Origin of the sequence: Richelia sinica FACHB-800, assembly GCF_014698825.1 — a bacterium.
Classification (GTDB): domain Bacteria; phylum Cyanobacteriota; class Cyanobacteriia; order Cyanobacteriales; family Nostocaceae; genus FACHB-800.
In genome coordinates this window covers 336,434-361,663 of the sequence record NZ_JACJTT010000001.1, presented here as the reverse complement: position 1 = coordinate 361,663, position 25,230 = coordinate 336,434, and the positions used below count along the sequence as shown (strand labels likewise).

Annotated in this window: 15 protein-coding genes; 9 read left to right on the top strand and 6 right to left on the bottom strand. The window is 39.6% G+C overall.

The annotated features are described in order from the left end of the window. Positions 1–7 precede the first annotated feature (7 nt). The 3 genes from H6G73_RS01445 to H6G73_RS01435 all read left to right on the top strand — a co-directional run bounded on the left by H6G73_RS01445 (position 8) and on the right by H6G73_RS01435 (position 7,147). Positions 8–4,453 carry a PAS domain S-box protein gene (locus H6G73_RS01445; protein WP_190601155.1) on the top strand — a complete coding sequence of 1,482 codons (4,446 nt, stop codon included), beginning with the start codon at positions 8–10 and terminating at the stop codon, positions 4,451–4,453. A 245-nt stretch (positions 4,454–4,698) separates the two neighbouring features. Next, positions 4,699–5,712, top strand: coding sequence for a ribonuclease T2 family protein (locus H6G73_RS01440; protein ID WP_190601154.1), 1,014 nt, complete (start codon positions 4,699–4,701; stop codon positions 5,710–5,712). Positions 5,713–5,920: 208 nt separating this feature from the next. Continuing rightward, positions 5,921–7,147 carry an L-lactate MFS transporter gene (locus H6G73_RS01435; RefSeq protein WP_242034083.1) on the top strand — a complete coding sequence of 409 codons (1,227 nt, stop codon included), beginning with the start codon at positions 5,921–5,923 and terminating at the stop codon, positions 7,145–7,147. 487 nt (positions 7,148–7,634) lie between these two features. On the opposite strand, the gene H6G73_RS01430 is transcribed toward H6G73_RS01435, so the two are convergent. Beyond that, complete coding sequence (locus H6G73_RS01430) at positions 7,635–9,005, bottom strand: hypothetical protein (RefSeq protein WP_190601152.1); 1,371 nt, start codon at positions 9,003–9,005, stop codon at positions 7,635–7,637. A gap of 319 nt (positions 9,006–9,324) precedes the next feature. Between H6G73_RS01430 and H6G73_RS01425 the strand changes: the two genes are divergently transcribed. The 4 genes from H6G73_RS01425 (at position 9,325) to H6G73_RS01410 (ending at position 13,927) form a co-directional block, all read left to right on the top strand. After that, complete coding sequence (locus tag H6G73_RS01425; protein ID WP_190601151.1) at positions 9,325–10,020, top strand: esterase/lipase family protein; 696 nt, start codon at positions 9,325–9,327, stop codon at positions 10,018–10,020. Positions 10,021–10,208: 188 nt separating this feature from the next. Further along, complete coding sequence (gene argJ, locus H6G73_RS01420) at positions 10,209–11,471, top strand: bifunctional ornithine acetyltransferase/N-acetylglutamate synthase (RefSeq protein ID WP_190601150.1); 1,263 nt, start codon at positions 10,209–10,211, stop codon at positions 11,469–11,471. 161 nt (positions 11,472–11,632) lie between these two features. Continuing rightward, complete coding sequence (locus H6G73_RS01415) at positions 11,633–12,478, top strand: DUF4388 domain-containing protein (RefSeq protein ID WP_190601149.1); 846 nt, start codon at positions 11,633–11,635, stop codon at positions 12,476–12,478. Positions 12,479–12,712: 234 nt separating this feature from the next. Next, a complete protein-coding gene (locus tag H6G73_RS01410) occupies positions 12,713–13,927 on the top strand; it encodes a response regulator (RefSeq protein WP_190601148.1) in 1,215 nt (404 codons plus the stop codon). A 108-nt stretch (positions 13,928–14,035) separates the two neighbouring features. Here H6G73_RS01410 and H6G73_RS01405 read toward each other — a convergent pair whose 3' ends face one another. Further along, on the bottom strand, positions 14,036–14,626 hold the full coding sequence (locus H6G73_RS01405; RefSeq protein ID WP_190601147.1) for a thylakoid membrane photosystem I accumulation factor: 591 nt from the start codon (positions 14,624–14,626) through the stop codon (positions 14,036–14,038). 171 nt (positions 14,627–14,797) lie between these two features. On the opposite strand from H6G73_RS01405, the gene H6G73_RS01400 reads away from it, so the two are divergent. Then, positions 14,798–16,135 carry a Mur ligase family protein gene (locus H6G73_RS01400; RefSeq protein WP_190601146.1) on the top strand — a complete coding sequence of 446 codons (1,338 nt, stop codon included), beginning with the start codon at positions 14,798–14,800 and terminating at the stop codon, positions 16,133–16,135. Between the two features lie 193 nt (positions 16,136–16,328). On the opposite strand, the gene H6G73_RS01395 is transcribed toward H6G73_RS01400, so the two are convergent. The 4 genes from H6G73_RS01395 to H6G73_RS01380 form a co-directional block, all read right to left on the bottom strand. After that, positions 16,329–17,078, bottom strand: a complete 750-nt coding sequence (locus H6G73_RS01395) for a DUF3226 domain-containing protein (RefSeq protein ID WP_199317555.1) — start codon at positions 17,076–17,078, stop codon at positions 16,329–16,331. A gap of 13 nt (positions 17,079–17,091) precedes the next feature. Continuing rightward, positions 17,092–18,237, bottom strand: coding sequence for an AAA family ATPase (locus H6G73_RS01390; protein ID WP_190601144.1), 1,146 nt, complete (start codon positions 18,235–18,237; stop codon positions 17,092–17,094). 447 nt (positions 18,238–18,684) lie between these two features. Continuing rightward, on the bottom strand, positions 18,685–20,583 hold the full coding sequence (gene dnaK / locus H6G73_RS01385; protein WP_190601143.1) for a molecular chaperone DnaK: 1,899 nt from the start codon (positions 20,581–20,583) through the stop codon (positions 18,685–18,687). 415 nt (positions 20,584–20,998) lie between these two features. Beyond that, on the bottom strand, positions 20,999–23,629 hold the full coding sequence (locus H6G73_RS01380; RefSeq protein WP_190601142.1) for a DNA polymerase III subunit alpha: 2,631 nt from the start codon (positions 23,627–23,629) through the stop codon (positions 20,999–21,001). A gap of 194 nt (positions 23,630–23,823) precedes the next feature. Here H6G73_RS01380 and H6G73_RS01375 point away from each other — a divergent pair, with 194 nt between their 5' ends. Beyond that, positions 23,824–25,134, top strand: coding sequence for a dicarboxylate/amino acid:cation symporter (locus H6G73_RS01375; protein ID WP_190601141.1), 1,311 nt, complete (start codon positions 23,824–23,826; stop codon positions 25,132–25,134). Positions 25,135–25,230: the final 96 nt, after the last annotated feature.

The window sequence follows — 25,230 nt, the reverse complement described above, 5'->3', positions numbered from 1 at the left end:
GGTGCAAATGAGGAGTAGTCAGCAGCTAGAAAAGATTGAGCAATTGCAGGGGAAAATCAGCAAAATGGAATTCGCGTTAAATGCGATCGCTGAACCTGTAGTATGGGTAAATGCAGACCAACAGGTGCAATGGTGCAATCATAGCTTTGAAGCCCTAGTTAATCACTCACCACAACAAATTTTTGGTTCACCCCTCCATAATTTAATACCGCTTTGGCGTTTGGGAAAACCATTAGATGTAACAGCATATCCTAATATACGCATGTATAGGGGTACTTATGAAACCACAGACTATGAGTTCCATCAACATCATCAAGTGCGAGTCTTGCAAATTTCTGGTGAATTGGTTGGTAACAAGGATGATGAATCTGCGGTACTAATTTTTCGTGATATTACAGAGTCTAAACTTACCCAAGCAGCACTCAAAGCGAGTGAAATTCAATATCATGATTTAGTACAAACAGCTAATTGTATTATCTTACGTTGGGATCAACAGGGAACAATTAAATACTTAAATGACTATGGTCAAAGGTTATTTGGATTTGAGTTAGAAGAAATTATTGGCTGTAATGTTGTTGGCACAATTGTCCCGCAAACAGAAAGTTCTGGAAGGGATTTACAACAATTAATGAGAGATATTTGTCAATATCCCGACAATTATTTATTCAATGAAAATGAAAATATATGGAAAAATGGCCAAAGAGTATGGATTGCTTGGGCTAATAAACCTGTTTTCGACGAACAAGGTAATTTAAGAGAAATTTTATCCATCGGTACAAACATTACAGCCCAGAAGCAAGCCCAACATAAATTAGAATCTTCTTTATCTCTATTGCGGGCAACTTTTGAATCAATTCAAGATGGGATTTTAGCCATTGACCAACATGGAAATATCCTCAGCTATAATCACAAATTTATCGAAATGTGGTCAATTACCCCAGAAGTTTTAGCCGAACCAGAATTAAGTCAAAGGTTGGGTTATATTGCTGCTCAAACAAAAGATGCAGAAGGATTCATGGAAAATATAAAAAAATTATATGCCACACCTGATGCTTATATTAACGATTTATTAGAATTAAAAAATGGTAAAGTGTTTGAGCGTTATTCCAGTCCCCAAAAATTAGGGGATAAAATCATTGGCCGAGTTTGGACATTTCGCGATGCTACCGCTAGAAAAAGGGCTGAAGAAGCACTGCGTCAAAGTGAAATTAAATATCGGCATATTTTCGAGAATTCCTTAGTGGGAATTGGTAGATCCCGCTTAGAAGATGGGTTATTTTTAGAAATTAATCAACCTTGTGCAGACATTATTGGTTATGATAATGTAGATGACTTAGTGGGCAAGCGTTACGCAGGGGAATTCCATGTTAATCCAGGCGATCGCGCTTTTTTATTAAGTCAAATTGAACAACATGGAGAAATCCGTAACTTTGAAATTCAACTGCGTCGTCGAGATGGTAGTATTGCTTGTGGTTTAATGTCTGCTCGTGCTAATCATGAAGAATCTTGCTTAGAATTCATGATAGTTGATATCACAGAACAACAAGCAGCATTGCGAGAAAGGAAAAAGGCAGAAGAAGCTCAACGTTTAAGTGAACAAAAATATCGAAATATCTTTGAAAACTCACAAGTAGGAATTTTTCGGAGTCGCTTAGAAGACGGATTAATTATTGATGCAAATCAACGTTGTGCTGATATCCTTGGTTTGTCTAGTCCCGCAGAATTAATTGCCAAACACTATACCCCAGAATTTTATCTGAATGTAGCAGATAGAAATAGGATATTAGCAGAGATAGTCGCTCAAGGAGAAGTAAGCAACTGCGAAATACCCTTAAGACGCACAGATGGGTCGATAATTTGGGTCTTGTCATCTATTCGCTGGAACCCAGAAGATAGATGCTTAGATTCCGTTATAGCTGATATTACTGAACAACAAAATGCTCGTCGAGAACGCAAACGTCAAGACCAAGCTTTAGGTTTAATTGTTGAAGGTACTGCTGCTACCACAGGTGATGAATTTTTCAGTTCCTGTGTACGTTACTTAGCTGAAATTCTCCAAGTTAGTTATGCTTTTATTGCTACCTATGCAGACCAAGATAAAACGAAATTTCGCACTTTAGCTGTATGGGATGGTAAAGGACTAATTGAAAACTTTGAATGCTCGATTTTAAATACACCCTGTCAAATAGAATCACCCCATGAAATCTCCTATTATCCCCAAGAAGTCCAACAAGTATTTCCGAATAATCCTTATTTACAAGCTATTAATGCAGAAAGTTATCTAGGAGTTCCCCTCATCAATACATCTGGTCAAATTTTGGGACAATTGGCTGTAATTGATTCTAAAAAAATGGTTAGTGACCCTTTTCGAGAAAAAATTTTTAAAATTTTTGCTGCCCGTGCTGGTGCCGAATTAGAACGAAAATTAGCAGAACAAGCTCTCAAGCGACGTGCCCAAGCAGAAAGCATCATTAGTAATATCTCTAGACATTTTCTCAACCAGGATATTGATACAGCAATTAATTTTACTCTGCCAGTAATTGCTAATTTAATTGCCGCTGAACGCAGTTGTATTTATAAATATTCTGAACAGAACAAGGAATTTTATCTCGTCTCCGAATGGGATGCACCAGGTATTCAGCCCCTAGCACCTATTAGCAAACATATTTCTGTGCAACTATTGCCTATTCTTCATCAAAAATTATTTCAGGGACAAACAATTCAATCATCTCTGAACACAGAAAATAGTTTCAACTCTAGAGAAAAGAAAATTTTTACTGCTAGTTCCATTAAATCTTTTCTCGCTGTACCGATGATTCATTCTGGACAATTGGTAGGAGTGATATTTGCCCATGTTGTCCATGATTATAAAATTTGGAGTCAAGAAGATATTAATCAACTGCAATTAGTTGGTGAAATTATTGCCATGGGTTGGGTGCGACATCAAGCGGAACAAGCATTAAGATTGGCAAAAGAAGATGCTGAAGCTGCCAGTCGTGCTAAAAGTAGCTTTTTAGCAAATATGAGTCATGAACTGCGGACACCTTTAAATGCAATTCTTGGTTTTGCTCAATTGTTGGAAAGAGATATATCTTTGACGACTAAACAACGTCAATCTTTAGCCACAATTAACCGCAGTGGTGAACATTTATTGAATTTAATTAATGATGTTTTAGAAATGTCCAAAATTGAAGCAGGACGCATCATTTTAAATTCCAGTAGCTTTGACCTTCATCAGCTACTACAAACCCTCAAAGATATGGTAGATGTGAAGGCTAAAGCCAAAGATTTAACGCTCATATTTGAAATTGCTCCTAATATTCCTCAATATATTCATACTGATGAAGGGAAACTGCGTCAGGTGTTAATTAATTTGTTGGGTAATGCCATTAAATTTACATCTGTTGGCAAAGTAAATTTACGCGCAAAGGCAGAGATAGGCAGACAAGCAAGAGGACAAAATTATCATTGCATTCTCCACTTTGAAATTGAGGATACAGGTAGGGGAATTGCTGCCCATGAATTAGAAAATTTATTTCAACCTTTTATTCAAACTAGCAACACTAGCCAAGTAGTTGAAGGCACAGGATTAGGTTTAGCAATTAGTCGTCAATTTGTGAAATTAATGGGAGGTGATATTCACTGTCATAGCACTTTAGGTCGAGGTTCGACTTTTCGGTTTCATGTGCAGGTAACTGTGGCTGAAAATTTTGTGCAGAAAACACAATTAACTCACAGACGAGTTCTGTCTTTATCCCATACACAACCACATTACAAAATCTTAATTGTCGATGACTCCCAAGAAAATCGTGATATTATCGTAGAACTGCTGACTCAAGTAGGTTTTGAAGTAACTAAAGCCACTAACGGAAAAGAAGCGATCGCACTCTGGCAGACCTGGCAACCCCATTTAATCTTTATGGATATGCGAATGCCCATCATGGATGGTTACACAGCCACACAGGAAATTCGCGCTAGAGAACAGATGCAGCGTCAGCAAGACCCCCATCATACAGATACTGTAATTGTGGCTTTGACTGCCAGCGCCTTTGAAGAACAAAGAGCAAGTATTTTAGCTGCCGGTTGTGATGATTTAGTTCGTAAGCCTTTCCGCGAGCAAGTTATATTTGATACTATAGCTACCCATTTAGGAGTAGAATATATTTACACTGATATTAATGATGATGAAACCAAAAATCAGAGGTCACAAAACGGGCATTTACAAATAGCAGAAATATCCAATTATTTAACATTAATGCCTGTGCAATGGGTCGCACAACTCCATCAAGCAGCTATCGAAGTTGATGCAGATTACATTTTGCAATTAATCAATCAAATTCCTCCCACCCAAGAACAATTAGCAAATGGCATCGAAGATTTAGTCCGTCGCTTCTGTTTTGATGAAATTATCGATTTAGTTGACAAAATGAAGATTTTGGGGCAAAGCAATTAAACAATCAAAAATTTATTTTGTCCATGACTTGTATACATTATTTAGCCATTTTGTCAAGAAGCAAATCAGAGGTAAATAAGTAATATTTTTAGATTTATTTAAATATTATTACCCCTATAGTACGGAAGCATCGTTTTATAATCGAGCATGAAATACGTAGGGACTCTTTGTTACATTACTTGACAAAAATAATAAGCACCAAATTGCTTAAAAACAGGTTTAAGTAAAAATTTCAGGAGCATTCCATGCTGAAATCAATCAAAAAAATCATTGCTATGGCAAGCATATTGCTATTATTTGCCATAGTTTTTCCCCACCATGCTTTAGCAGTTGTGTCTTCAGATGGCCAATATATTGCCGCAGATAATTGCGAAGCAGTAGTCTCAATTAAAAAAGGTACCAACCCTGATAATGTCAGATTAACTAAGGGACAGACCTATGCAATTGTTGGTCAAAACAGCGAAACAGCACCCTCTCACTATCTTTTAGAAGTTGCTGGTGCCGTACCATCTCAACGTTGGGTGGCTACTAGTTGCTTCAATACTGCTGCTACTGACACCACAACATCTGTTAGCAAAGCACCTATCATTCCCGTAACTACAGGAAAAGACTACTTACTAGCTTTGAGTTGGCAACCAGCGTTTTGCGAGGGTAAATCCGATAAACCTGAATGTGAGAATCTAGCCAAAAATCCAACTCGTCCAGAAGCTAGCAACTTTGTTTTACATGGTCTTTGGCCTCAACCCAAATCCAATGTTTTTTGTGGTGTGAGCAAAGCGGATATCGCTTTAGATGGGGGGCCAGGAAAAGATTGGTCAAAGCTACCAGCCATAGAAAAAGAACTGTCACCTCAAACTTGGCAAAGACTACAAGCAGTGATGCCAGGAACCATCTCATATCTGCATCGTCATGAGTGGATTAAGCATGGTACTTGTTACCAAGGTACACCAGAAGAGTATTATGCTGAAGCGATCGCTCTACTTGATGCTGTGAACAAATCACCAGTTCAGGCTTTGGTAGCGAGTAATATTGGTCGTCAGGTGACGATTCAAGACATTGATCAAGCCTTATCTTCCTTTAGTGCCACTGCTGGTGACAAAGTAGAAGTCAAATGCTCTAATTCTCTATTGGGTGAACTGTGGTTAAACCTAGAGGGCAATATCACCACAGATACTCCCATTGCCACCCTATTAGCCAATAGTCCCAATGCCAAGCCGGAGAAGTATCCTGCTTGTTTGATTGACGATGCTCGTGATTAATGAGTTTTCTAACTAAATCATACTTTTAAAATCAGGCGATCGCTCGGATCAAGACAAGGAGCGATCGCTTTGAAATTACTTTTGAATACAAGTTTTTGTTATTGTTCAATTTGGTTAAGAATCTTAGTATAACCTTTGTCTTTCCAATGAGATACTGATGACGAAATAATCGACCATTAGCAAATTACAAAAGATGCAACTTTTTGGTATGTCGGCAGAAAAGGGTAGATGGTTGCTGATTCCCCTCAGTGCAACCGTTTTACTCTGTCTTGGCACTGTTTACTCATGGAGTATTTTTAGAAAACCCTTAGAAAAATTGCTGAATATTAATGCCACAGAAAGCCTATTGCCTTTTACTGTGTTATTGGTGCTGTTTGCCGTGCTGATGCCCATTACAGGCTTTTATATCAACCGCTTCGGGACTCGTGTAGTCACTGCTGTAGGTGGGGTAATTATGGGACTGGGATATATCCTGTCCAGTTTCAATAGCAACTTACAAATGCTGACCCTTACCTATGGTGTAATCGCAGGTATAGGTGTAGGCATAGCTTATGGAGTACCCATAGCAGTAGTAGCTAAATGGTTCCCTGATAAAAAAGGTATTGCTGTGGGATTAACTGTGATTGGTTTTGGTCTTTCACCCTTAATTACAGCACCTTTAGCAAAATCTCTCATTGACAGCTATGGAGTGCGGCAGACCTTTGTAATTTTAGGTTTAGCTTTTACTGCTATTATTTTAGCGATCGCTACTGTTTTAAAAACACCACCAGAGGACTGGAAACCAGCAGGTTGGAATCCTGCCACATCCTCCCAAAGTAATACATCTGTTACTTCTCTAGAAACTCTACTACAGACCCCAGCATTTTACGGACTGTGGTTATGCTACACCATCGCTACCTTCTCTGGATTAGCTGCAATTGGTATTTCTAGTCCCTTAGCCCAAGAAATTATTAAACTGGATGCAGCCACAGCCGCAAACACAGTTTCCATATTTGCAGTCTTCAATGCTTTAGGACGTTTATTCTTTGGTTGGTTTACTGACCGCTTTAGTCCTAAGTCGGGAGCAATTATCTCTTTTGTTTTGTTTTTAATTGCTTCTCTAATGATGCTCAAATCTGGTGAGGGTACTGTAGCGACTTATTTAGTAGCATTTTCTCTATTTTACTTTTCTTTTGGCGGATGGTTAGCGATCGCTCCCACCACCACCTTAATCCTGTTTTCATCCGCAGACTACGCCAAAAACTATGGTATCGTCTTCACTGCTTATGGTGCAGGTGCTTTAGGTGGAACTTTGCTAGCTGGCAGAATTAGAGATATATTCGGCAGCTACACCGTTTTCTTTTATCCCACCACCGCATTGGCAATTCTGGGCATAATTTTAGCTGTATTCATGCTCAAACGTAGCTTTTCTAATTCCAATGTTGCCCAAGTTTGACTAAAAATACCATCCCGCCTAGCCAGCCACGTTAGCAATCTTCCCTCATCTATGTGGTTTCACTTTCACTGACAATACCCTCTCACCCTCCATGAGTATATGCCTCTCAGGTTCCCTACCTTTAAGAGTTTTACACTACATCCCCAGATGAAAAGGAGGGTATAGGATATTAACTAAGCTTTCTGGTTATCGCAAGCCTAATCCCCCAGCGCAACACTAGGGGGGTTTTTTCCTTAATTATCAACCAGTTTCCCATTATGGTTTTCCTGAATGAAAGGAAAAATCTTATAGCTATTTGGGACATAAATACAGTATCTATCTCAGTTTATCCGAGCATTGTCAAAATAAAATGAGTATTTTCTCGGATTTACAATAAATAACATATTCCCATAGGTATTTAGAGAATCATACCCATAGCAATTCTATAGAGACGTTACATCAAAACGCCTCTACAACAGCAAATCAAACCCATTCTCCAGAAACCTGATTACTTCAGGATAGTAGAATTAGTAGAATTTTCTCGTTCTTGTTTAATGGAACGTAACTTCAGAATTAGTTTCTCCGAGGAATCAGCATCTATCTCAGTTTTCTGAGTATTTTCTGGAGAATTAGATGCTGGTTTGAGAGTCGTCGTAGTAGAACTTTCTGGTTGGTTATTAGTTTCTGGTTGTGCTGGAGATTCCTTTTCTGGAGTTGCAGGTGTAGACGGGGTAATAGTGCGGTTATTTTGGAAGCGCAGTTGGAAGGGATAGGAACTAGTAGTTTGCTTATCTCCTTTGGGTGGGTTAGCACTGAAAAACTGCCGTGCTTTTAACTTTAATTCTGGAGATACTGAATCTTCTTGGAATTTAATATCTAAAACCTTGCCATCACCATCTACTACTAAGCGACCCAATACCAGGCCTTCCTGTCCTGGCTTTTCTGTAGCAATAGTTTCCCGAATCACAGCTTTTTCCGAAGCTTTGGGATATTCTTGCTGAATTTGCCGTCTGAGGTTGTTATAGGAATTTAAGCGAGCGATGATAGTTTCTTTTTTTGTTGATTCAGCTGATGGTTGAGTAGTATTTTGTGGAGAAGTTGGTAAATCAGGTGTTGGTGTAGTTGAAGAACCTGGCACTGCGGTAGGTTGTGCATATGCAGTGACAGAGGAATTATTATTCTGAGCAATTCTAACGTTATTTTCTCCTCCAGGAACTGTTGGTAACTGGGACACATTTTGTGGTGTTGTAGTGCTACCAATATCAATGGGTTCAGGAGAGGGATTTTTCAGTGGCTCTATTGGAATATTATTATTTGTCTGAACTTGGGGTAGTCTGTTGATATCAAGAGGTTGAGTTTCTCTGATAGTTGGAGATTCGGGAGCAACAAGGGAAGAAGTGCTAGGAGAAAATGTACTCTTAAGTTGTAAATCAGAAATATCAGCTTGGAAATTATTTCTGCTAAACCTTTGTAAATACTGTCTTTGAGGTAAAGAAGATAGGGTGTAATTGGCAGCGGATCTAGGAACACTTGGTAATGCTCCTTGTCCAGATAAAGCAGGATCTATAGGAGGCAAAACCGTGGAGGGGTTACCAAGGTTAGCAGGAGGAAGTTGTTGTTGTAGAGGTAATTGGGGTTGGGGAATTGGAACTTGAGAAGTTATTGGTGTTTGTGGCAAACGACTTTGGTCAGATGGACTTAATTCCATCAACCCCACTGTTTCCGATGAATTTGGATTTTGAGATTTGCTAGAGTCAACAGGCATTAATGGCACCATCAACGCAATAGCACCGTGGAGGCCAAGAGATGCTATGGCTGCTATCCCAGTTGGCTGGCTGACGATTTCTGGTATATTTTTCAGCAGGGAGACGTAAGACATGGCTTTAATCGTTCACTCGGCTCAGTTGCAGTTGACTAGAAATTTAATCTTTTAGACTATTTAGACTATATTGCCATCTTAGAGAGAGATGCAGTATCTAACAATTAAATCATCAATTCCTATTTTGACAGTGAAAACAGGAAGATTAAGCTTATCTTAAGTTTTTCAGGTTTCAACAGCCTTTGATTATACTTCAAAGTTTGATTTTCTCAAGAGGGTTGACGATCACCATTGTTATGATGTGGATGTTTCCATCCACATACTTACGTGTGACTGTCAACGGAATTTTGTGTAGCCCCTATGGGGTAAATTTGTGTTCATGGCTCTACCAACTGTAATTTTACCGGGTTATTTAGAAAGTGCCTTAGCTTATCAACCATTAGTGGAATCTCTGCAAGGGTTAGGTTTTCCCGCAGTCACAGTGCCTTTGCGTCGTCGCGACTGGTTAACCTTGGTTGGTGGACGTTCTGTGGCACCGATTATTCAGAAACTAGATCATACCGTCAAACAAATATTACAAGAATCTAAGGTATCGCAAATTAATTTGATTGGTCATTCTGCTGGAGGTTGGATTTCTCGCATATATCTAGGAGAAAAACTCTATGTGGGGAGAGGTGAAGCGCAAGGATGGGTGTGGCAAGCTCATCCTTTAGTAGCTACTTTGGTGACCTTGGGGACACCTCACATTAGTCAAGAACGTTGGACACGCTGGAATTTAGATTTTGTCAACCATAACTATCCTGGTGCGTTTTATCCCACTGTGCGTTATGTGTGTGTGGCAGGTAAATCTATCTATGGAGAAAGGAAACGTGGTAGTTGGTTAGCTTACAGCAGCTACAAATTAACTTGCGGTCAAGGTAACACTTGGGGTGATGGTATTACACCAATTACAGCGGCTCATTTAACTGGTGCAGAAAATATTGTGGTGGAGGGAGTAAAACATTCTCCCAAAAGTCCAGGTAATTGGTACGGTTCTCAACAGGGTTTGTCGTCCTGGGTGGGATATTTACTATAGAAGAGGAACAGATGAGAAATGGAGATATTTTCACCTCCAATTTCATACCCTGTTTTAGGTTTTAATTCCACCGTTTTCAGCGTATCCTTGATAAATCTGGTTAGCTGACCTGGCCACCATTTGGTCAAAGTCAGATAAATGTACAAATCAAATCTACACAAATCCATATTTAGTTATCAGGAATAATTATGACGGACTGGCAGGAAATTACTGGTGGTATAACAGCACCAAGAGGATATAAAGCAGCAGGAATCACCGCAGGATTAAAACCTTCAGGATTGCCAGATTTGGCTTTAATCGTATCAGATGTGGATGCGATCGCTGCCGGTGTGTTTACTACCAGCCATGTCAAAGCTGCTTGTGTAGACTATTGTCGTCAACGTTTGCAAGAAAAACAAAGTGCCAGAGCTATACTGTGTAATGCTGGACAAGCAAACGCCGCTACCGGTGAGCAAGGGGTGAAAGACGCTCTAGAAAGTGCGGTTTTGTTAGGAAAAGAATTAGGCATTGACCCTAATTCCATTTTGCTCGCTTCCACTGGTGTCATTGGTCAAAGAATTAAAATGGATGCTTTGCGGAGTGGCATTCCCCAACTGGTCACTGCACTATCGGAAACTGGTTCCGATGCAGCCGCAGGGGCAATTATCACCACAGATTTAGTCACTAAATCCATCGCCCTAGAAACTACTTTAGGCGATGCTGTCGGTGGTCAACGGCAGAAACCTGTACGAATTGGTGGTATTGCCAAAGGGTCGGGGATGATTCACCCCAATATGGCGACTATGTTGGCATTTATTACCTGTGATGCCGCAGTTTCTCCTAGTTTATGGCAACAAATGTTAGCTAGGGCTGCCGATAGAAGCTTTAATTCCATCACCGTTGACGGTGATACTAGCACCAACGATAGTTTAATTGCCTTAGCTAACGGTCAATCTCGCACCCCTGCCATTACTGAGATGGGTGCAGAAGCAGAAAAATTAGAGGCAATGTTAACCGCAGTATGTCAACATTTAGCTAAAGCGATCGCTCGTGACGGAGAAGGTGCAACCTGTTTAATGGAAGTACAAGTCACTGGTGCAGTCAATGAACAAGCAGCACAACAAATCGCTAAAACCATTGTCGGCTCATCCCTGGTCAAATCTGCCATCTTCGGTCGTGACCCCAACTGGGGACGCATCGCTGCCGCTGCTGGCCGTGCTGGTGTACCCTTTGAGCAAGATAATTTGCAAATCAAATTAGGCAATTTCTTACTATTTGAACATGGTCAACCCATACCCTTTGACCGTCCAGGGGCCAGTGCTTATCTCAAACAAGCTGCCGCTGGTGCATACCTGAAGGAAGATACAGTCTTAATTTCTGTCAAAGTTGGTAATGGTTCTGGCACAGGCAAAGCCTGGGGTTGCGATTTAAGCTATGATTACGTGAAAATTAACGCAGAGTATACAACCTAGAAAACACTGAATCCGCAATTCCTAGTAAGTGTAATTGACATAAGGACTGGCTTTTTGCTAGTCCTGGAAATTTTTTATTTGATTGCACAAGTTCTCCACATTGTCAGTTCTACAATGTTAAGCAATCAAGTTCAATATGCTTCTCCTCACCAACACACACTATGGCTATTGCAGGATATCTATCGGAGTTATCTCTCCCAGAAATCTTTCAAATGCTAGACCTGGGACATAAAACTGGAAGATTAACAATTCAAACCGAATCAAATCAAGAGGAAAAATTTTATATTTGGTTTCAAACCGGAAATATCGTTGCTGCTGGTAATAGAACCGACGGTCAAGGATTACTGTCGATGATTCAACAACGAGGTTGGATCACCGCCCGTGCAGCTACTAGAATCACAGAAGTTTGTGCCATGAACCAACCCGCAGGTTTATGTCTCAAGAGTCAAGGCTTATTGGGAGTTGAAGAATTAAAACAGTTATTTGGCAATCAAGTTTTAAAGCTAGTAGCTACACTGTTTGAACTTCCAGAAGGAATGTTTCAATTTGAGCAGAAAATACCTGTACCCAACTTAGAAATGACAGGTATCTCTGCTTCTACCAAGGAAGTGATGCTAGCTGCCTTGAGAATGTTAAAAAATGGTAAAATGATCAAGCATAAGTTACCTAAACTTTCTTCTGGTTTAGTGAATAAAAATTTCAGTCAAACAGAATTGCGCCTAAATCAACTAGAATATCAAGTTTGGGAATTGACCCAAGAACCTATTGCTATTCGCGAAATTGCCCAAAGGCTCAACTTGAACGAGCAACAAGTCCAGCAAGTAGCTTTGCGATTAATGGTTATAGGTTTATTAACAGAAGTGCCTAGCTTTTTAGAAGTCGTATCTTCAGAATCTCTTCGTAGCACAACCTTAATCGGTACAGAATTAGCCAGCGTTGCCTCCGAAGTTACTCAAAATCAGTCCTTTTTCAAAGAATTAGTTGGTTTTCTCACCACTAACATTTAGGTTAGTAGTGAAATTGCTCTATTCTGTATTCTGTCATCTCTACTTCCCACTCCCCTTGATGATGAGTGGGTAGAATAAGTTTGCATATTTTCCACAAGTTTTGCACAATTGTGGTCTAGATTGGCGGTAATTCAGCTTCAGTTAAGCAAAATTATTATTTAGCAACCATTACTTATAGTTATTCCCACTGAAGCAACCACATAATTTACCTAAAAATCTACCAAATCTTGCTGTATGAATAGCAACATTAAAAAACTCAAAAGTTTAGAATTAAATAAAATTGTTGAGCAATTTAATAGTTGTTGCCAACAAAAATATAATGGTAAGGTCACCTTGAAGAACTCTCAAGGCAAAACCTGGAATTTTTATTATCGTACTGGACAACTGGTGTGGGCAACTGGTGGTCATCATCCCCATCGCAGATTGCAGAGAAATATTCAGCAGTTTTGTCCTCAAACCCAAATGCCTAAATTAGAGTTATATGGTAGTGATGCTAATTTAGAATATTGGGATTATTGTTGCTTAAAAAAATTATCTAAAAGTCAAAATATTAAACAGGAGGCAATTAATAGTATTGCCGTAAATATCACATCAGAAATTTTATTTGATCTAGCGCATAATATTAATTATGGTGTAATGAGTTTTGAGCGTTATCCTGAAGATATTGCTGATGCACCCATCATTTCCCCACAAGCCAGCGTTTTACTTCAACAAATGCAAGAATCCTGGCATATTTGGTCAGAAGCAGGATTAACAAATATTTCTCCTCAATTAGCACCAATTATCCGTCAACCAGAAACTTTACGACAAACGGTCAGTCCAGTTGTTTACCAAAACTTTGAGAAATTAATTAATGGTAAACATACTTTATGGGATTTGGCTGTACATTTGAAGCAAACGGTTTTACAAATCACTCGTTCTTTATTTCCCTACATCCAAAAAGGCATTATTGAATTGATAGAAGTATCAGATGTTGTTTTGCCAATTACCAAAGTAGCCAAAACTCATACTGTCACTACAGCCAGCAAAAACAAAGGTAATATTCCCATGCTGGCTTGTCTAGATGATAGTCCACAAGTGTGTAAAATGTTGGAACGGATTATTACCTCTCAAGGCATGAGATTTGTTGGTTTGACTAATCCTATCCAAGCTATCCCCTTTTTGATTCAAACTAAGCCAGATTTGATTTTCCTAGATTTGATAATGCCAGTGGTAAATGGTTATGAAGTTTGCTCTCAAATTAGGAAGAGTTCTGTTTTGGCCGATACACCCATTGTGATTCTCACAGGTAGTAGTGGTGTGTTTGATCATGTGCGGTCTAAGGTTTTTGGTGCTACGGACTTTATTAGTAAGCCTATCTGCAAGGATCAGATTATCGAGATAGTGAACAAATACTTACACACTGGTTCATCCTTAGTACATCACTCAGACTTAGCTTTTTGCCATTGATTTATAACAATAGGGAATAGAAACGAACAAAATCAAATTTTTTCTACTGTTCATGGTTCTACCCTGATCATAAAGAAGCAGGGAAACAACTATTCCCTGCATTGGCAGCTACTTAGCTAACTCACTGCTAAACTCATTAAATGAGCGTCGCTTTAACTCTATAGATTCGCTGCGGGGTAATAAATCAAATATTTCTCGAAAAGTATCGTCTATTGTTTCAAAAGGAACTTGACCTTTTTGATTTAAGACTACTTTACCTGATTGATTGAAAACAACTACTTGAGGTACGCCACCAGAATAGTAGTATCCTGGCTCTGTGGGATCGTAACTTTTTTTGGCAGGGACAGTATCAAGATTGACAGGAATAATCTCTGCCACCCGTCCATAAAATGCTTGTACTTGGGAAATGACGATCGCATACTTTTTGCAATCGCTGCTATCATCCACATAGTAAGCCAACATCGTTGGTTTATGTTCTGCTAAGGCTTGGGCTAAGGTTTCTTTGGCAGGAACTAGGGAACCATTGCCAGCATAAACCACAAACATATTGCCATCATAAGTATCATCATTAATACCTGCTAACGCTGGCTGCGTACCTAACATGAATAGGCAAATAAGCAGCAATAGGCATTTGGATACTAACCATTGCCAGTTAGCCATTCTTCGAGTCTGTAAAAAAAGCCACTTTATGCTATTCATCAACAGGAACCTTGCAAAGTATGATTCGCACCATTTTTTAAGATAACCCTTAGTGGCACAATCTCAAATTGCTCTAGCACTGTCACCTACTATAGCTCTGGTTTTTTGCACAAGGATTAGCTAAACTGGCAAGATTCAATTGACCATTAAAGACTATTACTAACAACTACCGTGGGTAACAAGATACATTTTATAGATAGAATTCGTTTAGCTTTGGCAGTCTCAATAGCCAAAAGTATCACATTTTTAGTGCGATCGCTCCGTCTCGGTGCTGCTAGTGTCTTACCAGGTTCCCTAGCGCGGCGCATTGAACCCCGAATTCTGCAATTATTGAGTCAGCAGGTGAAAAATGGCATTATCATCATCGCTGGTACTAACGGTAAAACCACCACATCTTTGTTGTTACGCAGCATCTTAGAACGCAGGGGTTACTCCATTGCTCATAATTCCACAGGTGCAAATCTGGAAAATGGTTTAGCAACAGCATTGATAGAAAGCACAAATATCTTGGGTGCGCTGAATGTGGACTACGCCATTTTAGAAGTGGATGAAAATATTGTTCCCAAGGTTTTAAAACCACTGCAACCCAGGATTATTCTCTGCTTAAACTTGTTCCGTGACCAACTCGACCGCTATGGGGAGGTGGACACCATTAGTAAACGCTGGACTAAGGTAATTTCCACTTTGCCAGAAACAACAGTGGTAATTCCCAACGCCGATGACCCGACTTTATCACACCTGGGTCAACAGTTAGACCAAAGGGTATTATTCTTCGGTTTGAATGAACCAGAACATTATTTAGAAGCTATTCCTCACGCGGTTGATTCTATTTATTGTCCCCGCTGTGGTGCTTCTCTCAATTACCAAGGAGTTTACCTATCTCATTTAGGGGACTTTACTTGTCCTAGTTGCAGCTTTAGTAAGAGTAAACCAACCTTAGAAAGCAGGGAATGGGGGCAAATTCTCGTAGGGTTGTACAACAAATACAATACCTTAGCGGCTGCCACCGCTGCCAAGGAACTGGGAGTAGATGAAATCACCATTAGGGATACTATAGATAACTTCCAAGCCGCTTTTGGTCGTGCAGAAGAGTTATCTGTGGATGGGAAGCGGGTGCGAATTTTATTATCCAAAAATCCTGTCGGGACAAATGAAACTATTCGCGTAGTTACTCAAAGCAACGATAAAACAACCCTATTGGTATTGAATGACCGCACCCCCGATGGCACAGATGTATCTTGGATTTGGGACGTAGATACAGAAAAATTAGTAGAACGGGGTGGAACTTTGGTTGTGAGTGGCGATCGCGTGTATGATATGGCTCTACGTCTGCGTTATAGCGAGAAAACTGCCGAAAGTAAAGTTAACTTGATTGTAGAAGAAGATTTACGCCAAGCGATCGCTACTGCCCTAGAACATACACCAGCTAACGAAACCCTACACATCCTCCCTACCTATTCCGCTATGTTAGAAGTGCGAGAAGTATTAACTGGTCGCAAAATTCTCTAATGTACATGATGTGAAAGTTTTGGATAGAGCATCCTAATATAAACGTTAAATATAGGGGGTGGGCATTTTACCCGCTCTCTTTTGCACTATAAAAGTAAATTAGCTGATACTAATTCTCTACCATCTAGTAAACGATAGAGCTTCAAGAATGTACTTTTCGACAGAAATTGGTGCAATCAGATATTTCGATTAGTTATGCTATTCCTGTAATTTTATCCAGAAATATTTTTATACTATTTATACTTTCTAAACTAAGTGTTTTTTCCTCAAGCCACCGATTATCATCTATTGAAACTTGTAAAGCTCTCCCAGGTCTTAGTATACTACTGATGCTGGATATAATTGCTTTATTTTCACCTGCTGGCTTCTTTAATTCACGTAAATCATTATTGGTTAATTGATTTTTATCAATACTAGAAACATAATTTTTAGCTAATTCCAATAAATTTGGATAGTTTAACTGAGCGCATTCAAGGAGAATATCTTCTAAAGTTCCTGCAACAACATTGTTAGGCATAATAAATATGCCACATCGTAGAGATGTATTTGTAACTTCACCTGCTTTAGAAGGTAAAGGTAATCCAATAGGTCGGATTTCCTTAATCAATGCTTCAAATCTATCAAAAGGTTCTTCATTACTATCAGCATCTAAAACAAACCCTATGCCAAAAATATCAGAAAGTGGAATTAATGCTAGGCTCTCTTCTACGGTCTTTGCTAACCGTGTAATTCCGGTAGCACTGTGTAAGGCAATCGATAATTCATTGTTCTCTAAGAATGTAGGAACAGGTACACGTTTCATCAAATCGTCATCTACAGGAAATGTTTTTGGTACCAGTGGTTGCCAAAATGAATCGAGTACCGATAATTTTGTTACTTTACGCAAGCCATGAAGTTTGAGTAACCGAATCAAAAATTCAATATCTTGTGGGCCTTCTGCCACTATATAGCAATACCTAACCATGACTACCTCTAATATCCAGCCCACGCTCTGAACGTAGTCTATGTAAAAGATTACCAGCAAATCTTTGGGGCGGCTTTCCTTGTGGGTTTAATCTAAAAGCAACAAGATTATCTATACTAATATCTGTTTTTAACATGGCATCAACTGCTTCTAGGCTATGAGTTGTTGCAAAAAGTTGCACATTTCTTCTATGACAAGCTTCAACAAGCCATGAAAATACTCTACTGAGGGCTGAAACATGAATAGATGTTTCAATTTCATCAATTAACAATACCCCATTTTTACTAGAAAAAAGAGTGAGAGCGATAACTAAAGTTCGTTTAAGCCCATCACCAAATGTATATAAAGGTGCAAAACCTAATTTTTGATGTTCTATATAAAGACTTGCTTTTGCCGTAGGCGTAGATAATATTTGAATATCTGTAATATTATGATCAAACCATTGGATTATCTCTAATACTTCTTGTTTTCCACCTTCCTCTTTCAAAATTATTTGCGTTAATCGATCCACAATAGGTTGTGATGAAGAATATGAAGGAGACACAGTTGCATTATTCACAAAGGGCTTATTTCTTTTACGCCAAATAAACCGCTCATTTTCCCATAGCTGGAATATTTCTTGTTGTTCTATTTTATGAATGAATAAATCCTGTTGCCCTGAACTTGGATAAGCTACGACTTCTAATTCAACGCCTGAGCGTACAGAACTAGATTCGGAAGTAGAAATATCTTCATTGATTTGTTCACTATTAGGTCTTTCCGCCCCACTACCATAGATTTCTTCTATTTGTGCTTTGAGACCAGTTATAGAAGTATTGCCGCTGGCTGTGATAACAATTTCTTCTTGGTTATCTTCATGATTTAAAAAATTTATATTTTGCGGAAAAATCCATTTTACTGCGTCAATATCCGGTCTAAGAGTGAGTAATGACCTACCAAGATATACCCTTCTTTGTGAAACTTCAAGCCACTGAAATGGATCTAGTGGGTTACATAAAATTGAAATAGCTTCAAGAAGACTAGTTTTTCCTGAGTTATTATCGCCAACAAAAATATTTATCTGTCCTAATTGGGACAATTCTACTGACTTAAAACCGCGATATCCATTGATTTGAAGTTGGTCAAAGACCTGGTTCATTTGAAGGGTTCCTAAAATTTGTAAGCTTGGACTAAACTACTAACGTGAACATAAATCATATTTCATTGTTATGTAAATATAGTTACTGCTATTCCGAAGGTAAGGAATTACATTAATAATGTTAAGTTTACTTTGTTAATGTATCTATCTGGGAAAATACTCCTCTTTTAGCGTAAATATTATTCTACTTAAAAACCTGATTGTATAAATATTTTTTAATACTACTTTTATATGAGGCTACACATGGCTATACAATTGACGACATTATCTGTGGTTAATTAATTATCATTGGCTATTCTAGTTCATTTTAAGTTGGTACACCTTAGTTACCATTCAGACACCCTCTGAGAATTCAAGTAGAGCCGAAAAATAATAGGGGTTGAGCAAGATGCCCAACCCCTAGAAACATAACAAGGGAAATTTTAATTCCCCATATCACTTGAAAAATTACTTGCTTTCGGTGAAGTCAGCATCAATTACATCATCACCACTACCAGGAGGAGTAGAACCACCACCAGGAGCTTCCGCACCAGGAGCCGCACCACCGGCCTGTTGATAGATGTTGCTACCTACAGCAAACAAGGCTTGTTGCAATTCTGGTGTTAACTTCTTGATTTGCTCATCGTCATCCTTAGCGACAGCATCCCGCAGGTCTTGGATTAAACCTTCTACTTTGGTTTTGTCAGCTGCGGGTACTTTGTCACCCAATTCTTGCAGTTGTTTTTCTGCTTGGTAAGCCAAGGAGTCGGCTTGGTTCTTGCGTTCAATCTTTTCACGCCGTTCTTTGTCACTATTGGCGTTTTGTTCAGCTTCCCGCACCATCCGGTCAACATCGTTTTTATCCAAGGTGGAAGCGCCGGTAATGCTGATGGACTGTTCCTTACCAGTACCTTTATCTTTCGCAGTGACGTTAAGGATACCGTTAGCGTCAATGTCAAAGGTAACTTCGATTTGGGGAACGCCACGAGGTGCAGGAGGAATACCATCTAAACGGAAGGTTCCCAAACTCTTGTTATCGTTAGCAAATTCCCGTTCCCCTTGGAGGACATGAATTTCTACGTTGGTTTGACCATCAACCGCTGTGGAGAAGACTTCAGATTTCTTGGTAGGAATGGTGGTGTTGCGAGGAATAATCTTGGTCATCACTCCACCCAAGGTTTCTACACCCAAGGATAGAGGTGTTACGTCTAACAACAAGATGCCTGTTACATCACCAGCCAGTACACCTGCTTGAATGGCTGCACCAACTGCTACTACTTCATCAGGGTTAACGCTTTGGTTGGGGTCTTTACCCAATACCCGTTTGACTAAATCTTGAACGGCGGGAATCCGAATAGAACCACCCACAAGAACTACTTCATCAATGTCGTTCTTGGTTAATTTCGCGTCTCTGAGAGCATTTTCTACAGGAATGCGACAACGGTCGATTAAGTCGGAGCAGAGTTCTTCAAACTTAGCGCGGGTTAAGGTCATATCCAGGTGCTTGGGGCCATCCTGGGTAGCGGTAATAAATGGCAGGTTGATTTCCGCTTGGGTGACGCTAGAAAGTTCAATTTTGGCTTTTTCTGCGGCTTCTGTTAAACGTTGCAGCGCTTGTCTATCTTTTCGCAGGTCAATTCCTTCGTCTTTCTTGAATTGTTCTGCTAAGAAGTCAACAATTTTTTTATCAAAGTCGTCACCACCCAGGTGGGTATCACCAGATGTCGCTAATACTTCAAATACGCCATCCCCTACTTCCAGAACGGATACGTCGAATGTACCACCACCCAAGTCAAAGACGAGAATGGTTTCATTGCTCTTTTTATCAAAACCGTAGGCGAGGGAAGCGGCGGTAGGTTCGTTAATAATCCGCAACACTTCAATCCCGGCGATTTTACCAGCGTCTTTGGTGGCTTGACGTTGGGAGTCGTTAAAATAAGCGGGAACAGTGATCACTGCTTGGGTAACGGTTTCACCCAAATATTTACTAGCGTCTTCTACCAGTTTGCGGAGAACTTGAGCAGAAATTTCTTCTGGTGCAAATTGCTTACCAGCGCCAGGAGAGTCTAATTTAACGTTACCGCCACTGCTGAGGACTTTATAAGAAACTTCGGTAGCTTCGGTGGTAACTTCGTCGTAGCGGCGACCAATGAAGCGCTTGACAGAATAGAAGGTGTTTTCGGGGTTCATTACCGCTTGGCGTTTAGCGATTTGACCAACCAAGCGATCGCCATTTTTCGCAAACGCAACTACTGAAGGCGTAGTCCGAAAACCTTCTGCGTTAGCAATTACTGTGGGTTTACCACCTTCCATTACTGCTACGCAGGAGTTAGTTGTTCCTAAGTCAATTCCAACTACTTTTCCCATTTTAAGTGCTGGCTCCGTATAACTACAAATGAATCAAAGGGCGATATAAAGGAAAAATTTTGAGCTAGCCGATTGCCAACAGCAGTCAGTCCAGCAAAATTTGGCTATATTGGGACGATTACCCCAAGCTACGCTGATATATATACTGAAACTCAGTTATAGCCAGTCCATGAAGGGTGGTTTCCCGAACCTTGGACGGGACGGTCAATTTTATAAGTTCATCTAGTAGATTCATGGATTGATTTGCTTTCACTCTGACTAATGTATGAGAATTAATACTTCTGCGAATTGGGGTGAACCGTAACTTTCTATTCGTATTTGCCGTCAAAACTGAGGTAGGGTATGGAGATAATCTCCATATTTCATACTGATGGTCAAGGCAGCAAAGGAGCAGGGGGAAAGAGACTTGATTAATTTACTCAGGTAATCCTTGCACTTGCAATAAATCTAAACCCCGTTGAAAAATTTCCTCAATGGGCAGCATTTCTCCGTCCGTAGTCATAAATTTATGGTCTTTTGTTGCCCGAATTATGGAACCATCTTCTAAACAATATTCATATAATTCTTGTTGGCCTCGATTATGCCATTGGGCAATGGGTTGAGTATAGATATTGCCATTGCCATCGACACTAAAAACACTACAATCAATTTGCTTTTCTACTATCTCCCCAATAGGTAAAAAACCATATTCCACCGTCAAAATTTGCGTATCATAACTGAGACAATATTCAGCAAATTTCAACATATCCTCAAATAATCTTTCGGCTACTTGCTTTTTCACACCATTTTTGGTAGCCCCATCAATAAACTTTTCCTGCTGCTTCTGCATTTCGGAAACTTTCTTTTTACCCATTGCTCGACGCAGCAAGTCAGCTTGTCCTAAGGAATAACCAGCCATATCCTGAGCAATTTTCATGATTTGCTCTTGATACACCATAATTCCATAGGTTTCATCTAAAATTGGTTCCAAAACTTGGCTATCATATTCAATTTCTTCTCGTCCGTGCTTACGATTAATAAACTTGGGAATTAATCCTGCGTCTAATGGGCCTGGTCGATATAAAGCCAAAATAGAAGAAATATCTTCAATATTAGAAGGCTTCAAATCTTTGACGATTTGCTTCATTCCTGAAGATTCTAATTGAAAAATTCCTTCTAAATCACCTGCTTCTAATAAATCATAAGCTTTTTGTACTTCTTTAGGTAAGCTGCTATGCTGTCCTTTGGCTAATATATGTTGGGCTTTTCTTTCTTGTCCGGTAATTTCATCTGGATCTATTTTATAGCCATTAGTTTCTTGAATTAAATCAATAGTTTTTTGAATCAAAGTCAGGTTACGTAACCCTAAAAAGTCCATTTTCAATAACCCCAATGATTCCAAATCTTCCATAAAATACTGGGTAATTACTGAACCATCATTATTTCTCTGCAAAGGCACAATTTCATCTAGCGGGTCTGCGGAAATTACCACACCAGCCGCATGGACACCAAAGGTTTTGTTAGTCCCTTCAATTCGCATAGCCATATCAATCCAGCGGCGAACTCTAGGGTCTTCATCATATCTTTTTTTAAATTCCGGTTCTGGGGTGTCATCAGAAATCATCACTTTCAGTTTAGTTGGTTTACCCCGCACCACTGGAATATATTTTGCCATTTTGTCGGCTTCCCCATAGGGAATATCTAACACCCTAGCTACATCTTTTAATACTGCTTTAGAGGTGAGACGGTTAAAAGTAATGATTTGAGCTACTCTATCTTTGCCATATTTTTCTGTGACATAATCAATTACTTTATCTCGTTGTTCAATACAGAAATCCGTATCAATATCCGGCATAGATTTCCGTTCTGGGTTTAAGAATCGCTCAAATAATAAGCCATGATGGACGGGATCAATATTAGTAATTCGCATGGCATAGGCAACTAGAGATCCAGCCGCCGAACCACGACCAGGACCTACAGGAATATTATTATCTCTAGCAAATTTGATGTAGTCCCACACAACTAAAAAGTATGTAGAAAACCCCATTTGCTGAATCATTTTTAATTCATATTCCAATCTTTCTTTATAGACTGGATCTACTTCATTTCTTGATTTACGATTAAATCTTTCCAATAGTCCTTGCCAAGCTATTTCTTCAGCATAAGTATCAGCCGTGTGACCAGCGGGAATAGGGGGAGTAGGAATTTTTGGCTCATCCATGATATGATAAGGCTCAACTTTGTTCCCTACTTCTTCCGTAGTAGCGATCGCTTCCGCAATCACATCCTCTGGTAAATGGTCGCGAAACAGCCGCTTCATTTCCTTCTCAGATTTGAGATATTCTGTACCGCTATATCGCATACGATTATCTTCACTAATTAATTTGCCTGTTTGGATACACAGCAAAGCGTCATGGGCTTCCACATCAAAACAGGAAATAAAGTGAGAATCATTGGTAGCAACAAATTTAATACCTAATTCACGGGCAATTTTGACAATTTCTACATTGACGATTCTGTCTTCTTGGGAACCGTGGTCTTGAATTTCTAAATAAAAATCTTCACCAAATACATCTTTATACCATTGGGCAACTTTTCTCGCTGCATCTGGTCTACCACTCATAATTGCTTGGGGAATTTCTCCACCTAAACAAGCACTCGTAACAATTAAACCTTCACGATATTTTTGCAGTAAATCTTTATTAATACAAGGACGAGAAAAAATGCCTTTGCCTTGGACACCTTGAAGATGGGAAATCGTGGTTAATTTAACTAAATTTTTATATCCTTTCGTATTTTTAGCTAAAACAACTTGATGATATTTAGGACGGCGTTCTTGTTTTTCAATATCACCGTTGATGATATACATTTCATTGCCAATGATTGGCTTAACATTCTTATTCCGGCAGATTTTAATTAACTCCACCGCCCCATACATGACACCATGGTCTGTGATAGCGATCGCTTTGATGTCTAGTTCAATTGCTTTATCAATTAAATCTGGTAATTGACTTGCACCATCCAGCAAACTATAGTCACTGTGAATATGTAAAGGTACGAAGGCCATAAGTAATTAAAAATTAATAATTAACGTGACAATTCAGGATTCAATATCTAAAATGATTGCTTTCCTGGATAAATATTGTAGTCATGCGGTACTAGATTAACAGGTTTTCCCTCAACTTACCGCTACCCTATTTCCGAAATTCCTACATCCAAACGTGGTGTTTTCACAGTTACCATAAGGCGATCATCTTCAGCATGAGCGAATTAGATCATTCTTCTGCCAAACCTAAACCTTGGTGGCAGCGTCTTCCCCTCACAGTTCAAATTATCATTGCCTTAGTGCTAGCAGTTGCCTTAGGTATAGCCCTTGGTGCAGGTAATCCCAGTCCTAGCAATGCAGCCTTAATTCAGAATTTAGCAATTCCCGCCGAATTGATTTTGAAGGCACTGCGGGCCCTAGCAACACCATTGATTTTGGTTGCTGTCCTCCATACCTTCATGACGACCAATATTCCCGGTACTGCTGGACGGCGGTTAGCAGTGCTACTTTTAACTAATACCACGGTAGCAATTATCATCGGTTTATTAGTCGCTAATATTCTTCAACCAGGCACTTGGGGTAAATTACCTAGTCCAGATAACCCAACCGGTAGCAATGGCAATTTTGACCCTTGGGGACTGTTGAAAGATGCTGTCCCAGAAGCTGTACTCAAACCTCTAGTTGATAATAACGTTATTCAACTCATCGTTATTGCCCTCTGTTTTGGTATTGTTCTCCGCGGCTTAAAATCAGAACAAATAGCTCAAGGTCAAAGAGGATATCAATCTATTGAAGATGTGATTGCAATCTTATTTGATGCAGTGATTCGCATTCTCAATTGGGTCATTGCCTTAGTTCCTCTAGCAGTATTTGGAATTGTTGCGAAAATTATTGCGGAAAAAGGCTTTGCTCCCTTTCAATCTTTAGCAGCATTTATTGTGGCGGTACTTACGGCACTGTGTTTACAAGGTTGCTACTATCTGACGAGAGTTAAATTTGGTTCTTGGGTCAACCCGATCAAATTTTTAACTGGTGGTGCTGATGCTTTCTTAACAGCTTTTTCCACCTCTTCTTCAACGGTGACAATGCCCCTCACTTTTGAAGTTTTGCAAACAAAAATTGGGCTGAGAGAATCCTCTGCCTCTTTAGGAGCTTTAGTTGGTGCCAATTTCAATAACGATGGCACGGCCCTTTATGAAGCAATGTCTGCATTATATATTGCCCAAGTCACAGAGCAACATTTGAATTTAGGGCAGCAATTGGTAGTGGTTCTCACTTCTATTTTTGCTTCAGTTGGTGCGGCTGGTATTCCTAATGCCGGATTAGTAACAATGACCTTGGTGTTTACTTCTGTGGGGTTACGAACTGATTATATAGCTGTGTTGATTACTGTTGATTGGTTTTTAGATCGTTGTCGTACAGCCATTAATGTCATGGGAGACATGACGGTCAGTGCTGTACTAGATGGTAAAAGGCCCCGTTCTCAGGATGACGAGGCCAAGTTTCTTGATCATGACAATGGTTAAGACTGTTGTGGGCCTTTGGCATCGCATTCTTTAGTCCAACACCTTTCTAAAAGTTGGATACGCCAAAGGGTAGCAAAATGCCGAGGGTTCCAAATA

Bases quoted from the DNA above. Each gene is read 5' to 3' on its own strand.
- H6G73_RS01445 (WP_190601155.1), top strand. From the start codon at position 8: ATGAGGAGTAGTCAGCAGCTAGAAAAGATTGAGCAATTGCAGGGGAAA.
- H6G73_RS01440 (WP_190601154.1), top strand. From the start codon at position 4,699: ATGCTGAAATCAATCAAAAAAATCATTGCTATGGCAAGCATATTGCTA.
- H6G73_RS01435 (WP_242034083.1), top strand. From the start codon at position 5,921: ATGTCGGCAGAAAAGGGTAGATGGTTGCTGATTCCCCTCAGTGCAACC.
- H6G73_RS01430 (WP_190601152.1), bottom strand. From the start codon at position 9,005: ATGTCTTACGTCTCCCTGCTGAAAAATATACCAGAAATCGTCAGCCAG.
- H6G73_RS01425 (WP_190601151.1), top strand. From the start codon at position 9,325: ATGGCTCTACCAACTGTAATTTTACCGGGTTATTTAGAAAGTGCCTTA.
- argJ (WP_190601150.1), top strand. From the start codon at position 10,209: ATGACGGACTGGCAGGAAATTACTGGTGGTATAACAGCACCAAGAGGA.
- H6G73_RS01415 (WP_190601149.1), top strand. From the start codon at position 11,633: ATGGCTATTGCAGGATATCTATCGGAGTTATCTCTCCCAGAAATCTTT.
- H6G73_RS01410 (WP_190601148.1), top strand. From the start codon at position 12,713: ATGAATAGCAACATTAAAAAACTCAAAAGTTTAGAATTAAATAAAATT.
- H6G73_RS01405 (WP_190601147.1), bottom strand. From the start codon at position 14,626: ATGAATAGCATAAAGTGGCTTTTTTTACAGACTCGAAGAATGGCTAAC.
- H6G73_RS01390 (WP_190601144.1), bottom strand. From the start codon at position 18,237: ATGAACCAGGTCTTTGACCAACTTCAAATCAATGGATATCGCGGTTTT.
- dnaK (WP_190601143.1), bottom strand. From the start codon at position 20,583: ATGGGAAAAGTAGTTGGAATTGACTTAGGAACAACTAACTCCTGCGTA.
- H6G73_RS01380 (WP_190601142.1), bottom strand. From the start codon at position 23,629: ATGGCCTTCGTACCTTTACATATTCACAGTGACTATAGTTTGCTGGAT.
- H6G73_RS01375 (WP_190601141.1), top strand. From the start codon at position 23,824: ATGAGCGAATTAGATCATTCTTCTGCCAAACCTAAACCTTGGTGGCAG.